Genomic DNA, 18,807 nt, shown 5'->3' with positions numbered 1-18,807 from the left:
GCCGGGGCCCCGGTTGACCGCGGGGCCGGAGCCCCCGGGGCGCGGGGGGCCGGCGGGGGGGGCGGGGGGGGGGGGGTGGGGGCCGCGCCCCCGGGGGGGGGGGCCGGGGGGGGGGGCCCCGGGCCGCTCCCACGTTCCCTCGGTTCAACGGCGCCGCAGCGTGGCGCTGACCAGCAGTCCGCCGAGCGCCGCGACCAGCGCCAGCACGGTGCCGACCAGCAGCGTGCCGTCCGCGACGTCCGAGAACGAACCGACCGCCCAGGCGCCGAGCCCGGTCCCCGCGTACATGGTGGAGGTCAGCCAGGCGCTGGAGGTGGCTCGGAGTTCGGGGGCGACGGTGCCGGCCAGCGTCTGCTGGTCCGTCACGAAGCCGCCGCTGGCGACGAACCAGACCACCACCCCGGCCAGCGCGAGCACCAGGCCGGGCCCGCGCACCGCCAGCGCGATGCCGACCGCCAGCGTGACGCCCCAGAGCGCCAGCAGCGGCAGGTGGTTCCGGCCGGCCGCCCTGGCCCGGTCGCCCAGTCGGCCGCCGAGCAGCGAACCGGTGATGCTGCCCGCGCCGACCAGGATGCCGACCAGGCCGAGCGCCTCCACCGAGAGGTCGAAGCGCTGCACCAGGACCGCCCCGAGGAAGGTGAACGCCCCCAGGTTGGCCGCGTTGAACGCGGTGTTCACCAGCAGCGCCCGCCGCAGCACCGGGTCACCCCAGCCCGCCAGCAGCGCCCGGACCGAGCCGCCCGGCGCGACGCCGGCCGCCTCCTGCGCCGGGACCTGACGCAGCAGCAGCGGGATCGCCAGCGCGGTGCCGGCGGTCAGCGCCCAGAACGCCGACCGCCACCCCGCCGCCCCCGCCAGCAGCCCGCCCAGCGGCACCCCGAGCACCTGCCCGGTGGAGAACAACGCCATCCCCAGCCCGAGCGCCCGCCCCCGGACGGCGTCCGGCGCCGTCTCCGCGATGTGCGCCCAGATGGCCGGCCCGGCCGCCGCAGCCGCGAGCCCGGCCAGCCCCCGGGACAGCACCAGCGTGGTCAGGTCGCCGGACAGCGCCGCCCCGGCGTTCGACAGCACGAACAGCACGGTGCCCGCGACCAGCGCCCGCCGCCGCCCGAACCGGTCGCTCAACAAGCCGAGGAACGGCGCGAACACCGCGTACACCAACACGTACGCGGTCACGCTGGCCGCCGCCGCCGACTCGCTGACGGCGATCGACTCGGCGATGGTCGGCAGCAACGGCGAGATCAGGAAGGTCTCGGTGCCGAACAGGAACAGCAACACGAACACACCCGCGTACCGCAGGCGGTCGAAGGTCGCGGGTGGCGCCTCGGCGACGCTGGTCATGGGACATCACTGCTTTCGGTGTCACGTACACGGAGGCTCCAGCCTGTGCCCCGCCCTGACGGACAGCCAGACAGCGAATCATCCTGTGACTCCGGCTCACAGGGTCCGTGTGCTCACGCCACCGAGCGGGGCAGCCGCAGGCTGAGCAGCAGGATCGCCACCGACCCGCAGGTCTGCACGGCGAGCACCACCGCGAGGGCGTGGGCGGCGCCGAGGGCGGGGGCCAGGGTGAGGTAGAGGGTGCCGAGGGTGGCCACGCCCAGGGCCAGGCTGGACTGCTGGGTGGTGGCGAGGACGCCGCTGCCGACGCCCGCGCGGGTGGCGGGGACCCGGGAGAGGACGATCCGGAACAGCGGGGTGCCGATCAGGCCCTGGCCGATGCCCGCGAGGGCGACGCCGGGGAGCATCCGCAGCGGGGTGAGGTCGGTGGCCAGGGCGGTGCCGGCCAGGGTGGTCAGGCCGAGCGCCTGGACCACCGCGCCGAGGGTGACCACCCGGCTGCCGAACCGGCCGACCAGCCGGGGCCCGGCCAGCGAGGCGCAGAAGTAACCGACGGCCATCGGCACCAGTGCCCAACCCGCCGTCACCGGGCCCAGCCCGAGGCCCTGTTGGAGCAGGACGGCGATCACGAACATGAAGCCGCCGAAGCCGGTGAAGTAGGGGAGCGCGATGCCCAGGCCGCGCCGCATCTCCGGGAGCCGGAGCAGCGAGAACGGCAGCAGCGGTACCGCCCCGGCCCGCTCGGTGCGCAGCTCGACGGCGACGAAGGCCCAGCCGAGGAAGGGGAACGCGGCCAGCAGCACCCAGCACCACACCGGCCACCCCAGCGCCCGCCCCTCGGTCAGCGGGACGAACAGCGCGAGCAGGGCGACGGTCAGCAGCCCGGTGCCCGGCAGGTCGAGACCGGTGGCCCGGTCGGCGCGGTTCTCGGGGACGTGCCGGAGCGCCAGCAGGGCCGCCAGCAGCGCGAACGGGACGTTCAGCAGGAACACCGACCGCCAGCCGGTGCCGAACAGGTCGGCGGCGACCAGCAGCCCGCCGAGCACCTGGCCGACCACCACCGCCACCCCGCCCGCCGCGCCGTACACGCTCAGCGCCCGGGCCCGGCGGTGGCCCTCGGTGGCGGCGGTGATGGTGCCGAGCACCTGCGGGATCAGCAGTGCGGCGGCCGCGCCCTGGGCGGCCCGGCCGACCACCAGGCTCCAGGCGTCCGGGGCCAGGCCGCAGGCCAGCGAGGTGACCGCGAAGGCGACCGCGCCGTACAGGAAGAGCCGACGGCGGCCGATCGCGTCGCCGAGCCGGCCGCCGAGCACCAGCAGGACGGCGAAGGCGATCCCGTACCCGGCGGCGATCAGCTCCAGCACGGCGGGCCCGGCGGCCAGGTCGTGCTCGATGGTGGGCAGGGCGACGTTGACCACGAAGAAGTCCAGCGAGGGGAGGAAGGCCCCCAGCAGGACGGTGGCGAGCCCTGCGGTGGACAGCAGGGAACGGGGCGGTGCGAGCCGGGGGAGGGTCAGTTGCTGAGTCACGTCCGCTACTCTGGCGCCGGGCCGAGCCGGGTACCAGATGCTCTTCATCCTGGTATCAGCACCACCTGGCAACAGGAGCGGGGTACCGGCATGCTGGTATCCATGACCACGACCACCACCGCCCGCTCCGAACTGGCCGCCTTCCTGCGCAGCCGCCGCGAACGGATCTCGCCCGAGCAGGTCGGCCTGCCCGTGGTCGGCCGGCGCCGGACGCCCGGGCTGCGCCGGGAGGAGGTGGCGCTGCTCTCGGCGGTCGGGGTGACCTGGTACACCTGGCTGGAACAGGGCCGCAGCATCCAGGTCTCGGCCCAGGTGCTGGACTCGGTGGCCCGGGCGCTGCTGCTCGACCCGACCGAGCGGGCCCACCTGTTCGTGCTGGCGGGCAGCGAGGACCCGGTGGCCCGGCCGGAGTGCCCGACCGTCACCCCGGCGGTCCGGCTGTTGCTGGACCAGCTGGCGCCCTACCCGGCGGCGGTGCTGAACAGCCGGTACGACGTGCTGGCGTTCAACCGCTCCTACACCTGGCTGGCCGGCGACCTGGAGGAGCTCCCGTTCCAGGACCGGAACCTGATGTGGCTGGTCTTCACCGGCGGCACCTTCGGGCAGCGGCTGGTGGACCAGGAGACCGACCGGCAGAGCATGGTCGCCCGGTTCCGGGCCGCGATGGCGGACCACGGGGCCGAGCCCGCCTGGAAGACCCTGCTGCACCGGCTGCGCACCGCCTCGCCGGAGTTCGAGGAGCTCTGGCAGCGGCACGAGGTGGCCGGGCTGGGCAACGGCGCGAAGCAGTTCCTGGTGCCGGAGGCCGGACTGGTCCGGTTCGAGTACACCAGCCTCTGGCTCGGCCCCCGGCCCAGCACCAGGCTGGTCACCTACACCCCGCGGGACCAGGAGAGTCGGGAGAAGCTGCTCCGGCTGGACGCTGCGCCGGGTGGGGGACAATGAAGAGTCCATCCGCCGACGACTGAGGACCTGCCGCGCCATGACGACCACACCCGTTGCACCGACGTCCGAGTTCAAGCCGTTGAACATCGGGCCGATGGAGGTCTGGCCGCCGGTGGTGCTGGCGCCGATGGCGGGGATCACCAACGCCCCGTTCCGCACCCTGTGCCGGGAGCAGAGCGGCGGCAAGGGCCTGTACGTGAGCGAGATGATCACCACCCGGGCGCTGGTCGAGCGGAACGCCAAGACCATGCAGCTGATCCACTTCGACCCGAGCGAGAAGCCGCGCTCGATCCAGCTGTACGGGGTGGATCCGGCCACGGTGGGCAAGGCGGCCCGGATGATCTCGGCCGAGGGCCTGGCCGACCACATCGACCTGAACTTCGGCTGCCCGGTGCCCAAGGTGACCCGCAAGGGCGGCGGCTCGGCGCTGCCCTACAAGCGGAACCTGCTGCGCGAGATCCTCCGCGAGGCGGTGGCCAACGCGGACGGCCTGCCGGTCACCATGAAGATGCGCAAGGGCATCAACGACGAGCACCTGACCTACCTGGACGCCGGGCGGATCGGCGCCGAGGAGGGTGTCGCGGCGATCGCGCTGCACGGCCGCACGGCCGCCCAGCACTACGGCGGCACCGCCGACTGGTCGGCGATCGCCCGGCTGCGCGAGCACGTCCCGGCGCACGTCCCGGTGCTCGGCAACGGGGACATCTGGGCGGCCGAGGACGCCGTCCGGATGATGCGCGAGACCGGCTGCGACGGCGTGGTGGTGGGCCGTGGCTGCCTGGGGCGGCCGTGGCTGTTCAAGGACCTGGTGCAGATCTTCGAGGGCGAGGTGGACTACGCCCGGCCGGCCTTCGCCGACGTGGCCCGCGCGATGGTGCGGCACGCCGAGCTGCTGGGGCAGTGGATGGGGGACGAGACGCGCGGCGTGGTCGACTTCCGCAAGCACGTCGCCTGGTACACCAAGGGCTTCTCGGTCGGCTCCGAGCTCCGGGTGAAGCTGGCGATGTCGAGTTCACTGGCCGAACTCAGCGGGACGCTGGCCCAGGTCGAGCAGACCCAGCTCTGGCCGGAGAGCGCCGACGGTCCGCGCGGTCGGACCAGCGGCAACAACCGGGTGGTGCTCCCCGAGGGCTGGTTGGACGATCCGTACGACTGCGCCGTCCCCACCGCTGACGCCGAATCGGACACCTCCGGCGGCTGAGCGCGACGAAGTGGCCAAATAGGCCGCGAAGGCGCACAGGCCGTCGCGGCCGAGCCCTCTTGGACAACCTGGCCAAGAGGGCTCCTTTGTGGCAGATTTCGATGACGTCGCGGAGTTGCGAGTTGACACAGGGTGACCACTCGTACGACCGACGGCTGAGATGCGCCCGTGACGCTGGCCACATACCGTGGCTCTGACGGCCGATCAGGTGGGCCGGACGGGCGCCGGAGGGGTGGAACGCTTCCCGAAGGGCCCGGGCGCCGAACCGCCGGACTGGCTGCAGGAAATCAAACCGGGGCAACACGGCAGACGATCTGTCGCTACTCTCCGTCCGGTTCGTGTGATCTTGAGGTTTCGTTGGCTTCAAGAGTTGAAGGATTGCTAGCGTCAGCCGGACGATTTCGACAACAGAGGTGAACGCCTGGACGGGCATTAGATCTGTCGGGTCGGCTGCCACCCCTAGGCATGTAGGGCCTGTTGGGGGCGCGCCAGCGCCTTCGAAATGGGTATGTTCTCCGGCGTCAGGGCAACCGTGTGCGAGGAGACGACCCGTGCCGTCCGAGCAGAAGTTTGTTTACTCCTTCACCGAAGGAAACAAGGACCTCAAGGACCTTCTTGGCGGCAAGGGTGCGAACCTCGCCGAGATGACCAACCTGGGCCTCCCCGTCCCTCCGGGGTTCACCATCACGACCGAGGCCTGCAAGGTCTTCCTGGAGACCGGCAGCGAGCCCTCCTCGCTGCACCAGGAGATCAGCAGCCACCTGGAGTCCCTCGAAGCCGAGATGGGCAAGCAGCTCGGCCAGGCCGACAACCCGCTGCTGGTGTCCGTCCGCTCCGGGGCCAAGTTCTCCATGCCCGGCATGATGGACACCGTCCTGAACATCGGCCTCTCCGACGCCTCGGTGCTCGGCCTGGTCGCGCAGTCCGGCAACGAGCGGTTCGCCTGGGACTCCTACCGCCGGCTGGTCCAGATGTTCGGCAAGACCGTGCTGGGCGTCGACGGCGAGCTGTTCGAGGAGGCGCTGGAGGAGGCCAAGCGGGCCAAGGGCACCGAGAACGACCTCGACCTGACCGCCGAGGACCTCAAGGCGCTGGTCGAGACCTTCAAGGGCATCGTGCGCACGGAGAGCGGCCGGGACTTCCCGCAGGAGCCGCGCGAGCAGATGGACCTGGCGATCCACGCCGTCTTCCACTCCTGGAACGGCGACCGGGCCCGCCTGTACCGCCGCCAGGAGCGGATCCCGAACGACCTGGGCACCGCGGTCAACGTCTGCTCGATGGTCTTCGGCAACCTCGGCGAGGACTCCGGCACCGGCGTCGCGTTCACCCGCGACCCCTCCACCGGTGCGGTCGGCGTCTACGGCGACTACCTCTCCAACGCCCAGGGCGAGGACGTGGTGGCGGGCATCCGCAACACCCTCCAGCTGGCCGACCTGGAGCAGCTCGACAAGAAGTCGTACGACGAGCTGATGGCGATCATGCAGAAGCTCGAACTGCACTACCGCGACCTGTGCGACATCGAGTTCACCATCGAGCGCGGCAAGCTCTGGATGCTGCAGACCCGGATCGGCAAGCGCACCGCCGCCGCCGCGTTCCGGATCGCCGTCCAGCTGGTCGACCAGGGCCTGATCGACCTGGACGAGGCGCTGCACCGGGTGACCGGCGGTCAGCTCTCCCAGCTGATGTTCCCGAGGTTCGCCCCGAACGCCGAGTCCAAGCAGGTGGGCTGGGGCATCGCGGCCTCGCCGGGCGCGGCGGTCGGCAAGGTGGTCTTCGACTCCTACACCGCAGTCAAGTGGTCCCGCTCCGGCGAGAAGGTGATCCTGGTCCGCCGGGAGACCAACCCGGACGACCTGGAGGGCATGATCGCGGCCGAGGGCATCCTCACCTCGCGCGGCGGCAAGACCTCGCACGCGGCCGTGGTGGCCCGCGGCATGGGCAAGACCTGTGTCTGCGGCGCCGAGGAGCTCGAGGTCGACACCAAGCGCCGCCGGATGACCACCTCCGACGGCCAGGTGATCGAGGAGGGCGACATCGTCTCGATCGACGGGGCGAACGGCCGGGTCTACCTCGGCGAGGTACCGGTGCTCCCCTCCCCGGTGGTGGAGTACTTCGAGGGCACCCTGCACGCGGGCGCCGACGTCCAGGGCGGTCTGGTGCAGGCCGTGCACCGGCTGATGTCGCACGCCGACGTCCGCCGCCGGCTCGCGGTCCGCGCCAACGCCGACAACGCCGAGGACGCCAACCGCGCCCGCCGGTACGGCGCGCAGGGCATCGGCCTGTGCCGCACCGAGCACATGTTCCTCGGCGAGGAGCGCCGCAAGGAGGTCGAGCACCTGATCCTGGCGGACAACGACAAGGACCGGGAGCTCGCGCTCTCCACCCTGCTGCCGCTGCAGAAGGGCGACTTCCTGGAGCTGTTCCAGTCGATGGACGGCCTCCCGGTGACGGTGCGGCTGCTCGACCCGCCGCTGCACGAGTTCCTGCCCGACATCACCGAGCTGTCGGTCCGGGTCGCGCTCGCCGAGGCCCGCAAGGACCCGAACGAGAACGACCTGCGGCTGCTCCAGGCGGTGCACAAGCTGCACGAGCAGAACCCGATGCTGGGTCTGCGCGGTGTCCGGCTCGGCCTGGTCATCCCCGGCCTGTTCGGGATGCAGGTCCGGGCGATCGCGGAGGCGGCGGCCGAGCGCAAGCTGGCCGGCGGCGACCCGCGCCCCGAGGTGATGATCCCGCTGGTCGGCACCGTCCAGGAGCTGGAGCTGGTCCGGGACGAGTGCGAGCGGGTGCTCGCCGAGGTGGTCTCCTCCACCGGGGTGGCGCTGGACATCAAGCTGGGCACGATGATCGAGCTGCCGCGCGCCGCGCTGACCGCCGGTCAGATCGCCGAGGCCGCCGAGTTCTTCTCGTTCGGCACCAACGACCTGACCCAGACGGTCTGGGGCTTCTCCCGGGACGACGTGGAGGCCTCGTTCTTCACGGCCTACCTGGAGAAGGGCATCTTCGGGGTCAGCCCGTTCGAGACCATCGACCGGGACGGGGTCGGCGCGCTGGTCAAGCACGCCGTCGAGGCCGGCCGGGCCACCCGCCCCGACCTCAAGCTCGGCGTCTGCGGCGAGCACGGCGGCGACCCCGACTCGGTGCACTTCTTCCACGAGGTGGGCCTGGACTACGTGTCCTGCTCCCCCTTCCGGATTCCGGTGGCGCGCCTGGAGGCAGGCCGCGCCGCCCTCGAGACCGCGGGCAGCGACTCGCGCTGATCCCTGATCAGCGCGGTCCCGTCGCTGACCGCACCCCCTCCAACGGGGAGGGGCGTACGGCGGAGCTCGGCGCAGGAGAGCCGCCGTACGTAAGCAGCCGGGGCGGGTACGGACAATGGCGTCCGTACCCGCCCCGGCGGCGTTTTGCCCGCTTCCGGGACGGGCGGGGCGGGATGCTGGGCGGATGAAACGCCGCCACCGTCTGCTCGCCGTCCTGTTGCTGGCCTTCGGGCTGTTCGGCTGCGGCAGCGGAGAGCAGGCCGCCGCGCCGGCCTCCGGCTGGGTGCCGACCAGCGCCGCGTACGCCGACGTCTGCCGGACCGCGCTGCCGGTCCAGGCCAGGGACACCCTCGCGCTGATCGCCAAGGGCGGCCCGTACCCCTACCGCTCGGACGGGATCGTCTTCGAGAACCGGGAGGGCCGGCTGCCCCGGAAGAAGGGCGACTACTACCACGAGTACACCGTGGTCACCCCGGGCTCGCCGACCCGGGGCGCCCGACGGGTGGTCACCGGATCGGTGGGGGAGCAGTACTGGACGGCGGACCACTACGACACCTTCCAGGAGATCGACGCCCGGTGCTGACGGATCGGCGATGAGAAACTACTTTCCCATCAGGAAAGTAGATGCCATCATGGAGGTACTTGCCGCTCCGAGGGGGATTTCCATGGACCAGCCGCTCACACCTGCCGAAGCGCTCGCCCTGGCGGGCCGGGCCACCGCCGCCGCCGAGCGGCCGATACTGCTGCCGGACTGGTACGGGCCGGGGATCGGCGCCGTCTTCCTTGCCCAGGCGCTGGTGGTCGGGGCCGCTCTCCAGTTCGAGCTGGAGTGGTTGCAGATCCTCGGCTGCGCGATGGCGGGCCCGCTGGTCGGGGCGTTGGCCGGGGTGGCGAGCCGCTCCGGCGGGGTGGCCCAGCGGCCGAGGCCCGGGGTGGTCAGGCTGGCGCTGGTCGCGGTGCTGGTGATCGCCACCGTCGAGCTGGGGCTCGGTGCCCTGGGCTGGTGGGCCGGGCTGCCGCTGACGCTGGTCGGCCTGATCGCGGGTGGTGCCGCCGGCGGGGTGTTCTGGCTGGCCATGCTCCGGGTCAACCGGCAGATCCGCCGGGAGCGGGAGGGGAGCCGGTGACGGCGCTGGACCCGAATCTGCACCACCCCACCCGGCTGACCGTGCTGGCCTTCCTGAGCGGCTGTCAGGAGGCCGAGTTCGGCGCGGTGCGGGACTACTGCCAGGTCTCCGACTCGGTGCTCAGCAAGACCGCCGCCACCCTGGAGGAGCTCGGCTACGTCAAGGTGAAGAAGGGGTACGTGGGCAAGCGCCCCCGCACCTGGCTGGCCGCCAGCCGGGCCGGCCGGGCCGCGCTCGCCGGGCACCTGACGGCACTTCAGCAGCTGGCGCAGGCAGCCGAGGCGGCGGGAGCCGAGTCCCCCTGATCCCCCGCCACCTGCGGTGATGCCTTGCCCGGTCGGTGCGGGGCGGGGGAGGATCGGGCCATGCCAACTCTCTCCGCCCCCCGACGGCACCCTGCTGACCTACCACCGGACCGGGCAGGGCGCCCCGCTGGTCTGCCTGCCCGGTGGCCCGATGCGCGACTCCGCGTACTTCGGTGACCTCGGCGGGCTGGCCGCCCACCGCACCCTGATCCGGCTCGACCTGCGCGGCACCGGTGGCTCCGAGGCGCCCGCCGACCCGGCGAGTTACCGCTGCGACCGGCAGGTCGAGGACGTGGAGGCGCTCCGCGCCCACCTCGGCCTGGACGCCTTCGACCTGCTCGCGCACTCGGCGGCGGCCGACCTGGCCGTGCTGTACGCCGCCCGGTACCCGGCCCGGGTGAGCCGGCTGGTGCTGGTCACCCCGGCGGCGGGATCGCTCGGGCTGGCGGAGGGGCCGGACGACCGGGCCGAGGCCGCCGCGCTGACGGCCGGGGAACCGTGGCACCCCGCCGCGCTGGCGGGGCTGGCGGCGACCCGGGAGGGGATCTTCGACTTCGAGGCGTTCGCCCCGCTGATCTACGGCCGCTGGGGCGCCGCCGAACGGCAGCACGTCGCCGAGCGGGCCACCCAGGCGCACCCCGAACTCGGCGGCCGCTACTACGGGGAGGGCGCCTTCGACCCCGAGGCCACCAGGGCCGCGCTCGCCGCCCTGACCGCGCCGGTCCTGGTGCTGGCCGGTGCGTACGACGGCAGCCCGAACCCCGCCTTCGCGGCCCGGATCGCCACCGCCTTCCCGGGCGGCGAGTCCACGGTGCTGCCCGCGATCGGCCACTTCCCCTGGGTCGGCGAATCGGCCGGCTTCGTCCGTGCCGTCCGGGAATTCCTCGACCGCTGAGCCGGGGGCCTGGCAGGATCGTCCGCAATGACTCCCTCCTACCAGGCCCTGCTGGGCCTCTCCGTCGGCGACGCTTTCGGCGCCCAGTTCTTCGTCCCCGCCAACCGCCCGTACCTGAACGACCGTCAGGCCCCGCCCGCCCCCTGGCCGTGGACCGACGACACCGAGATGGCCTGCTCGGTGCACGCCTGCTGGACCGGGCGCGGGGAACTGGACCGCGCCGACCTCACCCACGCCTTCGCGACGCGGCACGACTTCGACCGGGGCTACGGCCCGGCGGCGAACCGGCTGCTCCGGCTGATCCGGGAGGGCGGCGACGCCCGGGCGCTGGCCGCCGGACTGTTCGACGGCCAGGGCTCGTTCGGCAACGGCGCCGCGATGCGGGTGGCCCCGCTCGGCGCGGCCTTCGCGGCCGACCCGGCCGCCGTGGTCGGTCCCGCCACGGTGAGTGCCGTGGTCACCCACACCCATCCGCAGGGTGTGGCCGGGGCGGTCGCGGTCGCGGTGGCCGCCGCGTACGCCGTCCGGGCCAGGACCGAACCCACCACCCCCGCCGACTTTCTGACGGCCGTTCGGCTGCTCACCCCGGCCGGGGCGGTGCACGCCGGGATCGGCGAGGCGATCGCGCTGCTGGGGGAGCCGGACCACCGGACCGCCGCGCGGGTGCTCGGCAACGGCAGCCGGACCAGTGCCGCCGACACCGTGCCGTTCGCGCTCTGGGCGGCGGCCCGCAACCTGGCCGACTTCGAGGCCGCCCTCTGGGAGACCGTCTCGGCCGGCGGGGACGTGGACACCACCGCCGCGATCGTCGGTGGCGTGGTGGCCGCGCACACCGGCAGCGACGGCATCCCGCCGGCCTGGCTGGCCGCCACCGAACCGCTGCCGGCCTGGGCCACCCCGGAGCCGGGATCGGCGGCCGGGCGGCCACGGGTCCGGTAAATCACGCTGCGGGTGGGCCGAGGGTCGCCGTACGCTGCGGCGCATGGGATATCTGCGCTCCGTCAACCTCGCCCGCCCGCGACCGAACCCGGCCAAGCCGGAGACCGGGAGCACCGGAATCGACAAGCGGCCGACCGATCTGGCGGTGGAGGTGCGGGCGCCGGGGGAGAGCGGGTCGGGCCTGGCCGGGGACGCGATCTTCGACAGCGCCAACCACGGCGGGGACCTGCAGGCGGTGTACGCGTACGCCCGGGAGGTGCTCGACGCCTGGGAGACCGAGCTCGGGCGGGAGCTGTCCGACGGGTGCTTCGGGGAGAACCTGACGACCCGGGGGATCGCGGTGGACGACGCGCTGATCGGGGAGCGCTGGCGGGTCGGCGAGCTGCTGCTGCTGGAGGTCACGGTGCCCCGGGTGCCCTGCTCGACCTTCGCCGACTGGCTGGCCGAGCAGCGCTGGGTGAAGCGGTTCACCCAGCGGGCGCTGCCCGGGGCCTACCTGCGGGTGCTGGAGCCCGGGGTGATCCGGGCCGGGGACCGGATCACGGTGGAGTACCGGCCGGCCCACGACCTGACCATCGGCGAGACCTTCCGGGCCCTCACCACCGAGCCCGCGCTGCTGCCCAGGCTGGTGGACGTGGCCGAACTCCCGGCGCAGACCCGGGAGCTGGCCCGTCGTCGGACGGCTCCGAAGAGCTAGTGCGGTGCCCGGCAGGGCAGATCCCCGCCGGGCACGGCACTAGGCGGTGATCAGCGGCGCGCCGTGCCTGAGGCACTCCTGCGAGATGGCCCGGTCCGGCGCGCTCGGCGAGTTGGCGGCGGCGATCCGCAGCTCGACGATGTCGCGGACGGCGGGCCACTCCTCGTCCAGGATCGAGTAGAAGGCGGTCGACCTGACCACCCCGTCCAGGCCGCGCGAGTGGGCCCGGCGGACGCCCTCGGAGGTGGCGCCGAGCCGCTCGATGGCCGCGCGCGAGCGCAGGTTGCGGGCGTCCGCCCGGAGCGAGATCCGTTGCACCCCCCAGTGCTCGAAGGCGTACCGGAGCATCAGCAGCTTGGCCTCGGTGTTGATCCCGGTGCCCTGGGCCCGGGCGGACAGCCAGGTGGCACCGATCTCGGCCGCGTCCGGCACCGCGCTCTGCGGGTCGCCGTACGGCACACCGGGGGTCGGCGGCCAGACCACCGGGCCCTGCCAGTAGTCGAGTTCCAGGAACCGGGTGGAGCCCACCACCCGGTTGTCCGCCACCGCCACCGTGGCGAACGGTAGCGACCGGCCGACGGCCTGGTCGGCGAGCGCCCGCCCGATGTAGTCCCGGGCGGCCTCCAGGCCGTGCGGGACGGGCGTGAAGGCGTAGGTCGTACGGTCCTCGGCGCCGGCGTCGGCGAGTGCCTCGGCGTGGTGCTCGGCGAGAGGCTCCAGCCGCACGGTGCGGCCGATGAGGGTTACGGGTACGGGCACGGAACCGTCGGTCCTTCGGCTGTCGTAGGAGCCCGGGAACCGTGGAGCGGCACTCGGGCGGGGACGTTCGCCCCGCTCCGGGGGGCCTGCCACCGGTCTCGGCGTACGCCGGAGACGCCCGGCGGTACGGAGGGACGGCGACAGCCCGGAGTCGGGCAGCGCGATGCCGGAACGGACACGGAACCACGGGGCCGGTCCGGCGAGGGATGAGCGAGGGGACAGTGTGTGTCCGCGAGATGGCCGAGAGAGCTAAGAGAGTGCGAAGAGAAACAGGCGGCCAGGTGAAGGCAGGGTGCGGTGGGGGTGGCTGACCGCACCGGGCCGGGACGTGACGACGGCGTGACGAACGACGTGACGACGACGCGGCGATGCGAGGCAGCGAGAGGACGATACCCGTCCGAGGGCGGTGCGTCACTTCACGGCGCGTCATCCGTGGCGCGCAGTCTCCCGGCCCGCGCCGCCGATGCCGCCCCGCGCTCCTCGGCAGGGCCCTCACCTGCGGTTTCGTTCAGGGATGCGATGATTCTCGGACGTTCGCCACGCGCGTACACCGGCGGCCCGGCAGAGTGGGAATGCCGAGGGTTCGGGACGTGCTGGACTGAGCGGACGAGACGAACGACTAGACGGACGGGGTTGGGTGCGCGGTGCGTGATGCCAAGGAGCTGTACCGGCTGGAGCAGCAGGGCGTGGACGCGTTGGCCGCCGCGAAGGCCGGGGCCGGCCCGGACGCCGCCGGGCTGGTGCTGCTGTACCACTTCGAGGGCTTCATGGACGCCGGCGAAGCGGGTGGCCAGGTGGTCACCCACCTGCTGGAGCAGGGCTCCCCGCAGGTGGTCGCCCGGTTCGACCACGACCGCCTGGTGGACTACCGGGCCCGGCGTCCCGCGATGACCTTCGACCGCGAGCGCTGGACGTCCTACGACCCGCCGGAGATCCTGCTGCAGCTGGTCCGGGATGCGGTCGGCACCCCGTTCCTGCTGATCACCGGTCCTGAGCCGGACACCGAGTGGGAGCTGTTCGCGGCCGCCGTCCGGGAGCTGGTGGACCGCTTCGAGGTGCGGCTGGCGATCGACTTCCACGGCATCCCGATGGGCGTCCCGCACACCCGCCCGGTCGGCCTCACCCCGCACGGCACCCGGCTCGACCTGGCCGCGGGCTACCCGAAGTGGTTCGACCAGGCCCAGGTGCCCGGCAGCGCCCAGGCGCTGCTGGAGTACCGGCTCGCCGAGTCCGGCCACGACGTGCTGGGCTTCGCGGTGCACGTGCCGCACTACGTGGCCCGCTCGCCGTACCCCGCCGCCGCCGTGCTGATCCTGGAGGCGGTGCAGTCCGCCAGCGGCCTGGTGCTGCCCGGCACCGAGCTGCGCGACCGGGTCGGCGAGGTGTACGCGGACATCGAGGAGCAGCTGGCCCAGGGCGACGGCGAGCTCAGCTCGGCGATCCGGGGGATGGAGGGCCAGTACGACGCGGTGGCCGGGGCCGAGGACCGGGAGAGCCTGCTCGCGGAGAGCAGCGACCTGCCCTCGGCGGACGAACTGGGCCGCCGGTTCGAGGAGTTCCTGGCCGAGCACGAGCGCGGCGCGGAGTAGTGCGGCGGGTTCTCACCGGTCTGCTGGGCCTGGCCCTGCTGACCGGTTGTTCCGCGTCCGGGCCCGGCCCGGTGGCGCAGGCCCCGCCGACGGCCGGCCCGTACGTGGCGCTGGGGGACTCGTACACCTCGGGCCCGGGCATCGCGCCGGCGGGCGGCGGCCCGGCCGGGTGCGGGCGGTCGGCGGTCAACTACCCGGCCCTGGTGGCGAAGCAGCTCGGGGTGGCGGAGTTCACCGACGTCAGCTGCAGCTCGGCCACCACGGCGGACCTGACGGGGGCCCAGAAGCTGTCCGGCGGCTCCTCGGCCCCGCCGCAGCTGGACGCGCTGTCGGCCGGGACGAAGCTGGTGACGCTCGGGATCGGCGGCAACGACGTCGGTTTCCTGGACGTGCTGAGCCGCTGCGCGCTGGCCGGGCTGACCGGCTCGGGGTGCCGGGGGAGCTTCCGGGCGGCCGACGGGACGGACCAGGTGACCGGGCGGATCGCCACGGCGGGCGAGCGGCTCGGTGCGGTGCTGGCCGAGACCCGGCGGCGGGCCCCGGCGGCGACGGTCTTCGTGGTCGGCTACCCGGCGCTGTTCCCGGTCGACCCGGCGGGCTGCGGCAAGTCGCTCGGGCGGGTGGCCGCGACCGCCGACGTGAGCTATCTGACCGGGAAGGCCGAGGAGTTGAACGCCGAGCTGAAGCGCCGGGCGGCGGCCGCCGGCGCCCGGTACGTGGACACCGCGGTGGCCGGGCACGACATGTGCGCGGCGGCGGACACCCGCTGGATCGAGCCGCCGTTCCCGGCCGCGGGGCTGACCCCGGTGCACCCGAACGCGGCGGGCCAGCGCGGGATGGCCGCGGCGGTGCTGGCGGAGCTCGGGCGGAAGTAGGGCGGACGCAGGACCGGTGGCCGTGGATCAGGGCGTTGTCCACGGCCACCGGGGTCCAGGGCCTGTCGTCGGACTCCCGTCGTCGCCCGGAGGGCGGCCCTGCGGCGTCCGATGCGGTGGGAGTGCGTGCCAGGCGTCGTGGGGCAGGCGGGAGTTCGACCACAGGCCCTAGGGGTTGGCCCGGACGGGGTGGACGGTCACGGTGACCGCCGGGTCGTCCAGGCACTCGCCGGTGCTGAGGTCGAAGCGCTGCTTGAGCAGCGGGGAGGCGACGTACACCCGGCCCTCGGGGGTGGAGCCGAGCAGGCCCCGGGAGAGCACGTACGCGCCGGTGAACGGGTCCCGGTTGGCGACCGCGTAGAGGCCGCCCCGCCGGTCGGTGAAGACGGCGGCCTGGCTGCCGTCCGGGAGCAGCACGGCGACTCCCCGGCCCGGAGTGAGGCGGTCGCGGTCGCAGACCGGGATCCAGCCGCCGGGGGTCCGCAGTTCGACCCGGGCGGTGCCGGTGGCGGTGGTCATCGGAGCTCCAGGAGGTCGGCGGAGAGGGTGGCGAGCAGGTCCTCGGCGGTGGCCAGCACGCCGAGGTCGGGCTTGACCTGGTCGCGTTCGGGGGTGAACCGGATGCTCGGGTCCGGTACGCCGGGGGCGTTGACGAAGGAGACGAACCGCTGCAGGCGGTCCTGGTCGGCCAGGGTGGCGGCCCACTCGTCCTGGTAGTCGGTCACGTGCCGGGCCATCAGGACCTCCAGGTCGGCGGCGATGCCGAGGCTGTCCTCGACCACCACCCGCCGGACGTGCTCCAGACCGCCGTCGATCCGCTCCAGCCAGGCCGAGGTGCGCTCCAGCCGGTCGGCGGTGCGGATGTAGAACATCAGGAAGCGGTCGACCAGCCGGATCAGCTCCTCGTCGGTGAGGTCCTGGGCCAGCAGGTCGGCGTGCCGGGGCGTGGCGCCGCCGTTGCCGCCGACGTAGAGGTTCCAGCCGTTCGAGGTGGCGATCACGCCGAAGTCCTTGCCCCGGGCCTCGGCACACTCGCGGGCGCAGCCGGAGACCGCCGACTTGAGCTTGTGCGGCGAGCGCAGGCCCCGGTAGCGCAGCTCCAGGTGGATCGCCATCGCCACCGAGTCCTGTACGCCGTAGCGGCACCAGGTGGACCCGACACAGGACTTGACGGTGCGCAGGGACTTCCCGTACGCGTGGCCGGACTCGAAGCCGGCCGCCACCAGCCGGGCCCAGATCAGCGGCAGCTGGTCGACGGCGGCGCCGAACAGGTCGATCCGCTGGCCGCCGGTGATCTTGGTGTAGAGCCCGAAGTCCCGGGCCACCTCGCCGATCACGATCAGCTTCTCGGGGGTGATCTCGCCGCCCGGGATGCGCGGGACGACCGAGTAGGAGCCGTTCCGCTGGAGGTTGGCCAGGAAGTGGTCGTTGGTGTCCTGGAGCGCCGCCTGCTCGCCGTCCAGGATGTGCCCGGAGGCGGCCAGTTCGGGGGCCAGCGAGGCGATGATCGAGCCGACGGTTGGCTTGCAGATCTCGCAGCCCTCGCCCGCCAGCCGGCCGTGCTCGGCCAGCAGCCGGCGGTGGGTCGCGATCCGCTTCACCCGGACGATCTCGTACAGCTCGGCGCGGGTGTGCGCGAAGCAGGGGCAGAGGCCCTTGTCGACCTCGACGCCGCTCGCCGCCAGCTCCTCGGTGACCAGGGTGGAGAGCAGCTTCAGGCAGGAGCCGCAGCCGCTGCCCGCCTTGGTGCAGCCCTTCACCTCGGGCACGGTGGTGCACCGGTGGTCCGTCACCGCCGCCCGGACGGCGCCCTTGGTGACGTTGTGACAGTTGCAGACCACCGCGTCGTCGGGGAGCGCCGAGCCGCCGAGCGAGGCCGCCGCGCCGACCCCGGCGGGGAGCACCAGCGACTCGGCCGGGACGGGCAGCGGGGTGCCGGTGCCGGCCAGCGGGCGGAGCGAGGCGTACGCCTCCGCGTCGCCGACCAGGATGCCGCCGAGCAGCGCGCCCTCGGGGGTGACCACCAGCTTCCGGTAGATGCCGGAGCGGGCGTCGGAGTAGACCACGTCGAGCGCGCCCGGGGTGCTGCCGAAGGCGTCGCCGAAGCTGGCCACGTCCACCCCGAGCAGCTTGAGCTTGGTGGAGAGGTCGGCGCCGGTGAACTCCTTCGCGGCCTGCCCGGCGAGCTGCCGCGCCACCGTGGCGGCCATCTCGTAGCCGGGGGCGACCAGGCCGTACACCCGGCCGTCCACCGCGAGGGCGCACTCGCCGATCGCGTAGACACGCGGGTCGGAGGTCCGGCAGAGCGCGTCCACCGCGACGCCGCCGCGCTCACCGACCGTCAGGCCGCAGTCCCTGGCCAGCCGGTCACGCGGGCGGACGCCGGCCGAGAAGACCACCAGGTCGGTGTCGATCCGTCCGCCGTCGGTGAAGGTCATCCCGCTGGCGGCGCCGTCGGTGACCACGATCGCCTCGGTGCCGACCCCGGTGTGCACGGTGACACCCAGCTCCTCGACGGTGCGGCGCAGGGCCGCGCCGCCGCCGGCGTCCACCTGAACGGGCATCAGGCGCGGGGCGAACTCGACCACGTGGGTCTCCAGGCCGAGCCCCTTGAGCGCGCCGGCCGCCTCCAGACCGAGCAGCCCGCCGCCGACCACCGCACCGACCTTGCGGCCCGCCGCGTACGCCTCGATGGCGTGCAGGTCCTCGATGGTGCGGTAGACGAAGCAGCCCTCGGCGTCCCGGCCGACGACCGGCGGGACGAACGGGTAGGAGCCGGTGGCCAGCACCAGGACGTCGTACGGCACGGTGTGCCCGGCGGCGGTGGTGACGGTCCGTCCGGTCCGGTCGACCGTGCTGACGGGGGAGTCGAGGTGCAGCTCGAAGCCGTGGGCGGCCAGGAAGCCGGGCTCGCCGAGCAGCAGGTCATCCGGGGTCCTCCCGGCGAAGTACGAGGTCAGCGCGACCCGGTCGTACGCCGGGCGGGGCTCCTCGGCGAGCACGACCACCCGGAACCGGTCGGCGGCGCCGGTGTCGGCCAGGGCTTCCAGGAAGCGGTGGCCGACCATGCCGTAACCGACCAGCACGACGGTGGGCCTGGTGCTGGTGATCGGGCCGGCGTTCAGCAGGGTGGTCGTCATCAGGAGGGCCTCCGGGGGTCGTCGCACAGCATCCGGCGGTGCTCGCGCTGTCCTGCCGATCAGCTTGGTTCCCGGGTGTTACCCGACCAGGGCCGCGCTGTTTCGCGGGCGGAACTTCGGGCTCAAACGGCGGGGGCGGAGGATGTGAGCCCCGAGCTGGACGCCTGGCACCGGCTGTTCCGGCACTCCGACGCGAGCGCCTTCG

16 protein-coding genes are annotated in these 18,807 nt (G+C 73.4%); 11 read left to right on the top strand and 5 right to left on the bottom strand.

Going from position 1 to position 18,807, the window contains the following annotated elements; translation table 11 throughout:
- Positions 1-144: 144 nt before the first annotated feature.
- Positions 145-1,341, bottom strand: coding sequence for an MFS transporter (locus ACIRPK_RS05435; RefSeq protein WP_403033344.1), 1,197 nt, complete (start codon positions 1,339-1,341; stop codon positions 145-147).
- 113 nt (positions 1,342-1,454) lie between these two features.
- A complete protein-coding gene (locus tag ACIRPK_RS05430) occupies positions 1,455-2,918 on the bottom strand; it encodes an MFS transporter (protein ID WP_403033341.1) in 1,464 nt (487 codons plus the stop codon).
- A gap of 54 nt (positions 2,919-2,972) precedes the next feature.
- Here ACIRPK_RS05430 and ACIRPK_RS05425 point away from each other — a divergent pair, with 54 nt between their 5' ends.
- From ACIRPK_RS05425 to ACIRPK_RS05385, 9 genes are all read left to right on the top strand, one after another.
- The gene (locus ACIRPK_RS05425; protein WP_403033339.1) at positions 2,973-3,815 is read left to right on the top strand and encodes a helix-turn-helix transcriptional regulator; all 843 of its coding nucleotides are present in this window, start codon (positions 2,973-2,975) and stop codon (positions 3,813-3,815) included.
- A gap of 37 nt (positions 3,816-3,852) precedes the next feature.
- Complete coding sequence (gene dusB, locus ACIRPK_RS05420; RefSeq protein WP_403033337.1) at positions 3,853-5,016, top strand: tRNA dihydrouridine synthase DusB; 1,164 nt, start codon at positions 3,853-3,855, stop codon at positions 5,014-5,016.
- Positions 5,017-5,567: 551 nt separating this feature from the next.
- Positions 5,568-8,276, top strand: coding sequence for a pyruvate, phosphate dikinase (ppdK, locus tag ACIRPK_RS05415; RefSeq protein ID WP_403033334.1), 2,709 nt, complete (start codon positions 5,568-5,570; stop codon positions 8,274-8,276).
- A gap of 184 nt (positions 8,277-8,460) precedes the next feature.
- The gene (locus ACIRPK_RS05410; RefSeq protein WP_403033331.1) at positions 8,461-8,859 is read left to right on the top strand and encodes a ribonuclease domain-containing protein; all 399 of its coding nucleotides are present in this window, start codon (positions 8,461-8,463) and stop codon (positions 8,857-8,859) included.
- An 82-nt stretch (positions 8,860-8,941) separates the two neighbouring features.
- Complete coding sequence (locus ACIRPK_RS05405; protein ID WP_403033329.1) at positions 8,942-9,403, top strand: hypothetical protein; 462 nt, start codon at positions 8,942-8,944, stop codon at positions 9,401-9,403.
- Positions 9,400-9,708, top strand: a complete 309-nt coding sequence (locus ACIRPK_RS05400; RefSeq protein ID WP_403033326.1) for a transcriptional regulator — start codon at positions 9,400-9,402, stop codon at positions 9,706-9,708. Before ACIRPK_RS05405 ends, ACIRPK_RS05400 begins: the two co-directional genes overlap by 4 nt.
- 151 nt (positions 9,709-9,859) lie before the next feature.
- A complete protein-coding gene (locus ACIRPK_RS05395) occupies positions 9,860-10,603 on the top strand; it encodes an alpha/beta fold hydrolase (RefSeq protein ID WP_403033323.1) in 744 nt (247 codons plus the stop codon).
- Positions 10,604-10,630: 27 nt separating this feature from the next.
- A complete protein-coding gene (locus tag ACIRPK_RS05390; RefSeq protein WP_403033320.1) occupies positions 10,631-11,542 on the top strand; it encodes an ADP-ribosylglycohydrolase family protein in 912 nt (303 codons plus the stop codon).
- A gap of 43 nt (positions 11,543-11,585) precedes the next feature.
- A complete protein-coding gene (locus tag ACIRPK_RS05385) occupies positions 11,586-12,239 on the top strand; it encodes an MOSC domain-containing protein (protein WP_403033317.1) in 654 nt (217 codons plus the stop codon).
- A gap of 39 nt (positions 12,240-12,278) precedes the next feature.
- On the opposite strand, the gene ACIRPK_RS05380 is transcribed toward ACIRPK_RS05385, so the two are convergent.
- A complete protein-coding gene (locus ACIRPK_RS05380; protein WP_403033316.1) occupies positions 12,279-12,998 on the bottom strand; it encodes a GNAT family N-acetyltransferase in 720 nt (239 codons plus the stop codon).
- Positions 12,999-13,642: 644 nt separating this feature from the next.
- Between ACIRPK_RS05380 and ACIRPK_RS05375 the strand changes: the two genes are divergently transcribed.
- Together ACIRPK_RS05375 and ACIRPK_RS05370 are read left to right on the top strand one after the other, a co-directional pair.
- Entirely contained in the window at positions 13,643-14,587 is a 945-nt protein-coding gene (locus ACIRPK_RS05375) for a PAC2 family protein (protein ID WP_403033314.1), read from the top strand.
- Positions 14,587-15,462, top strand: coding sequence for an SGNH/GDSL hydrolase family protein (locus tag ACIRPK_RS05370; protein ID WP_403033312.1), 876 nt, complete (start codon positions 14,587-14,589; stop codon positions 15,460-15,462). Before ACIRPK_RS05375 ends, ACIRPK_RS05370 begins: the two co-directional genes overlap by 1 nt.
- A gap of 168 nt (positions 15,463-15,630) precedes the next feature.
- Here ACIRPK_RS05370 and nirD read toward each other — a convergent pair whose 3' ends face one another.
- Entirely contained in the window at positions 15,631-15,981 is a 351-nt protein-coding gene (nirD, locus tag ACIRPK_RS05365; protein WP_403033310.1) for a nitrite reductase small subunit NirD, read from the bottom strand.
- On the bottom strand, positions 15,978-18,602 hold the full coding sequence (gene nirB / locus ACIRPK_RS05360; protein ID WP_403033308.1) for a nitrite reductase large subunit NirB: 2,625 nt from the start codon (positions 18,600-18,602) through the stop codon (positions 15,978-15,980). The genes nirD and nirB overlap by 4 nt, the downstream gene beginning before the upstream one ends.
- Positions 18,603-18,807: the final 205 nt, after the last annotated feature.

Origin of the sequence: Kitasatospora sp. NPDC101801, assembly GCF_044766665.1 — a bacterium.
Classification (GTDB): Bacteria; Actinomycetota; Actinomycetes; order Streptomycetales; family Streptomycetaceae; genus Kitasatospora.
This window is presented reverse-complemented; position numbering and strand designations above follow the sequence as displayed.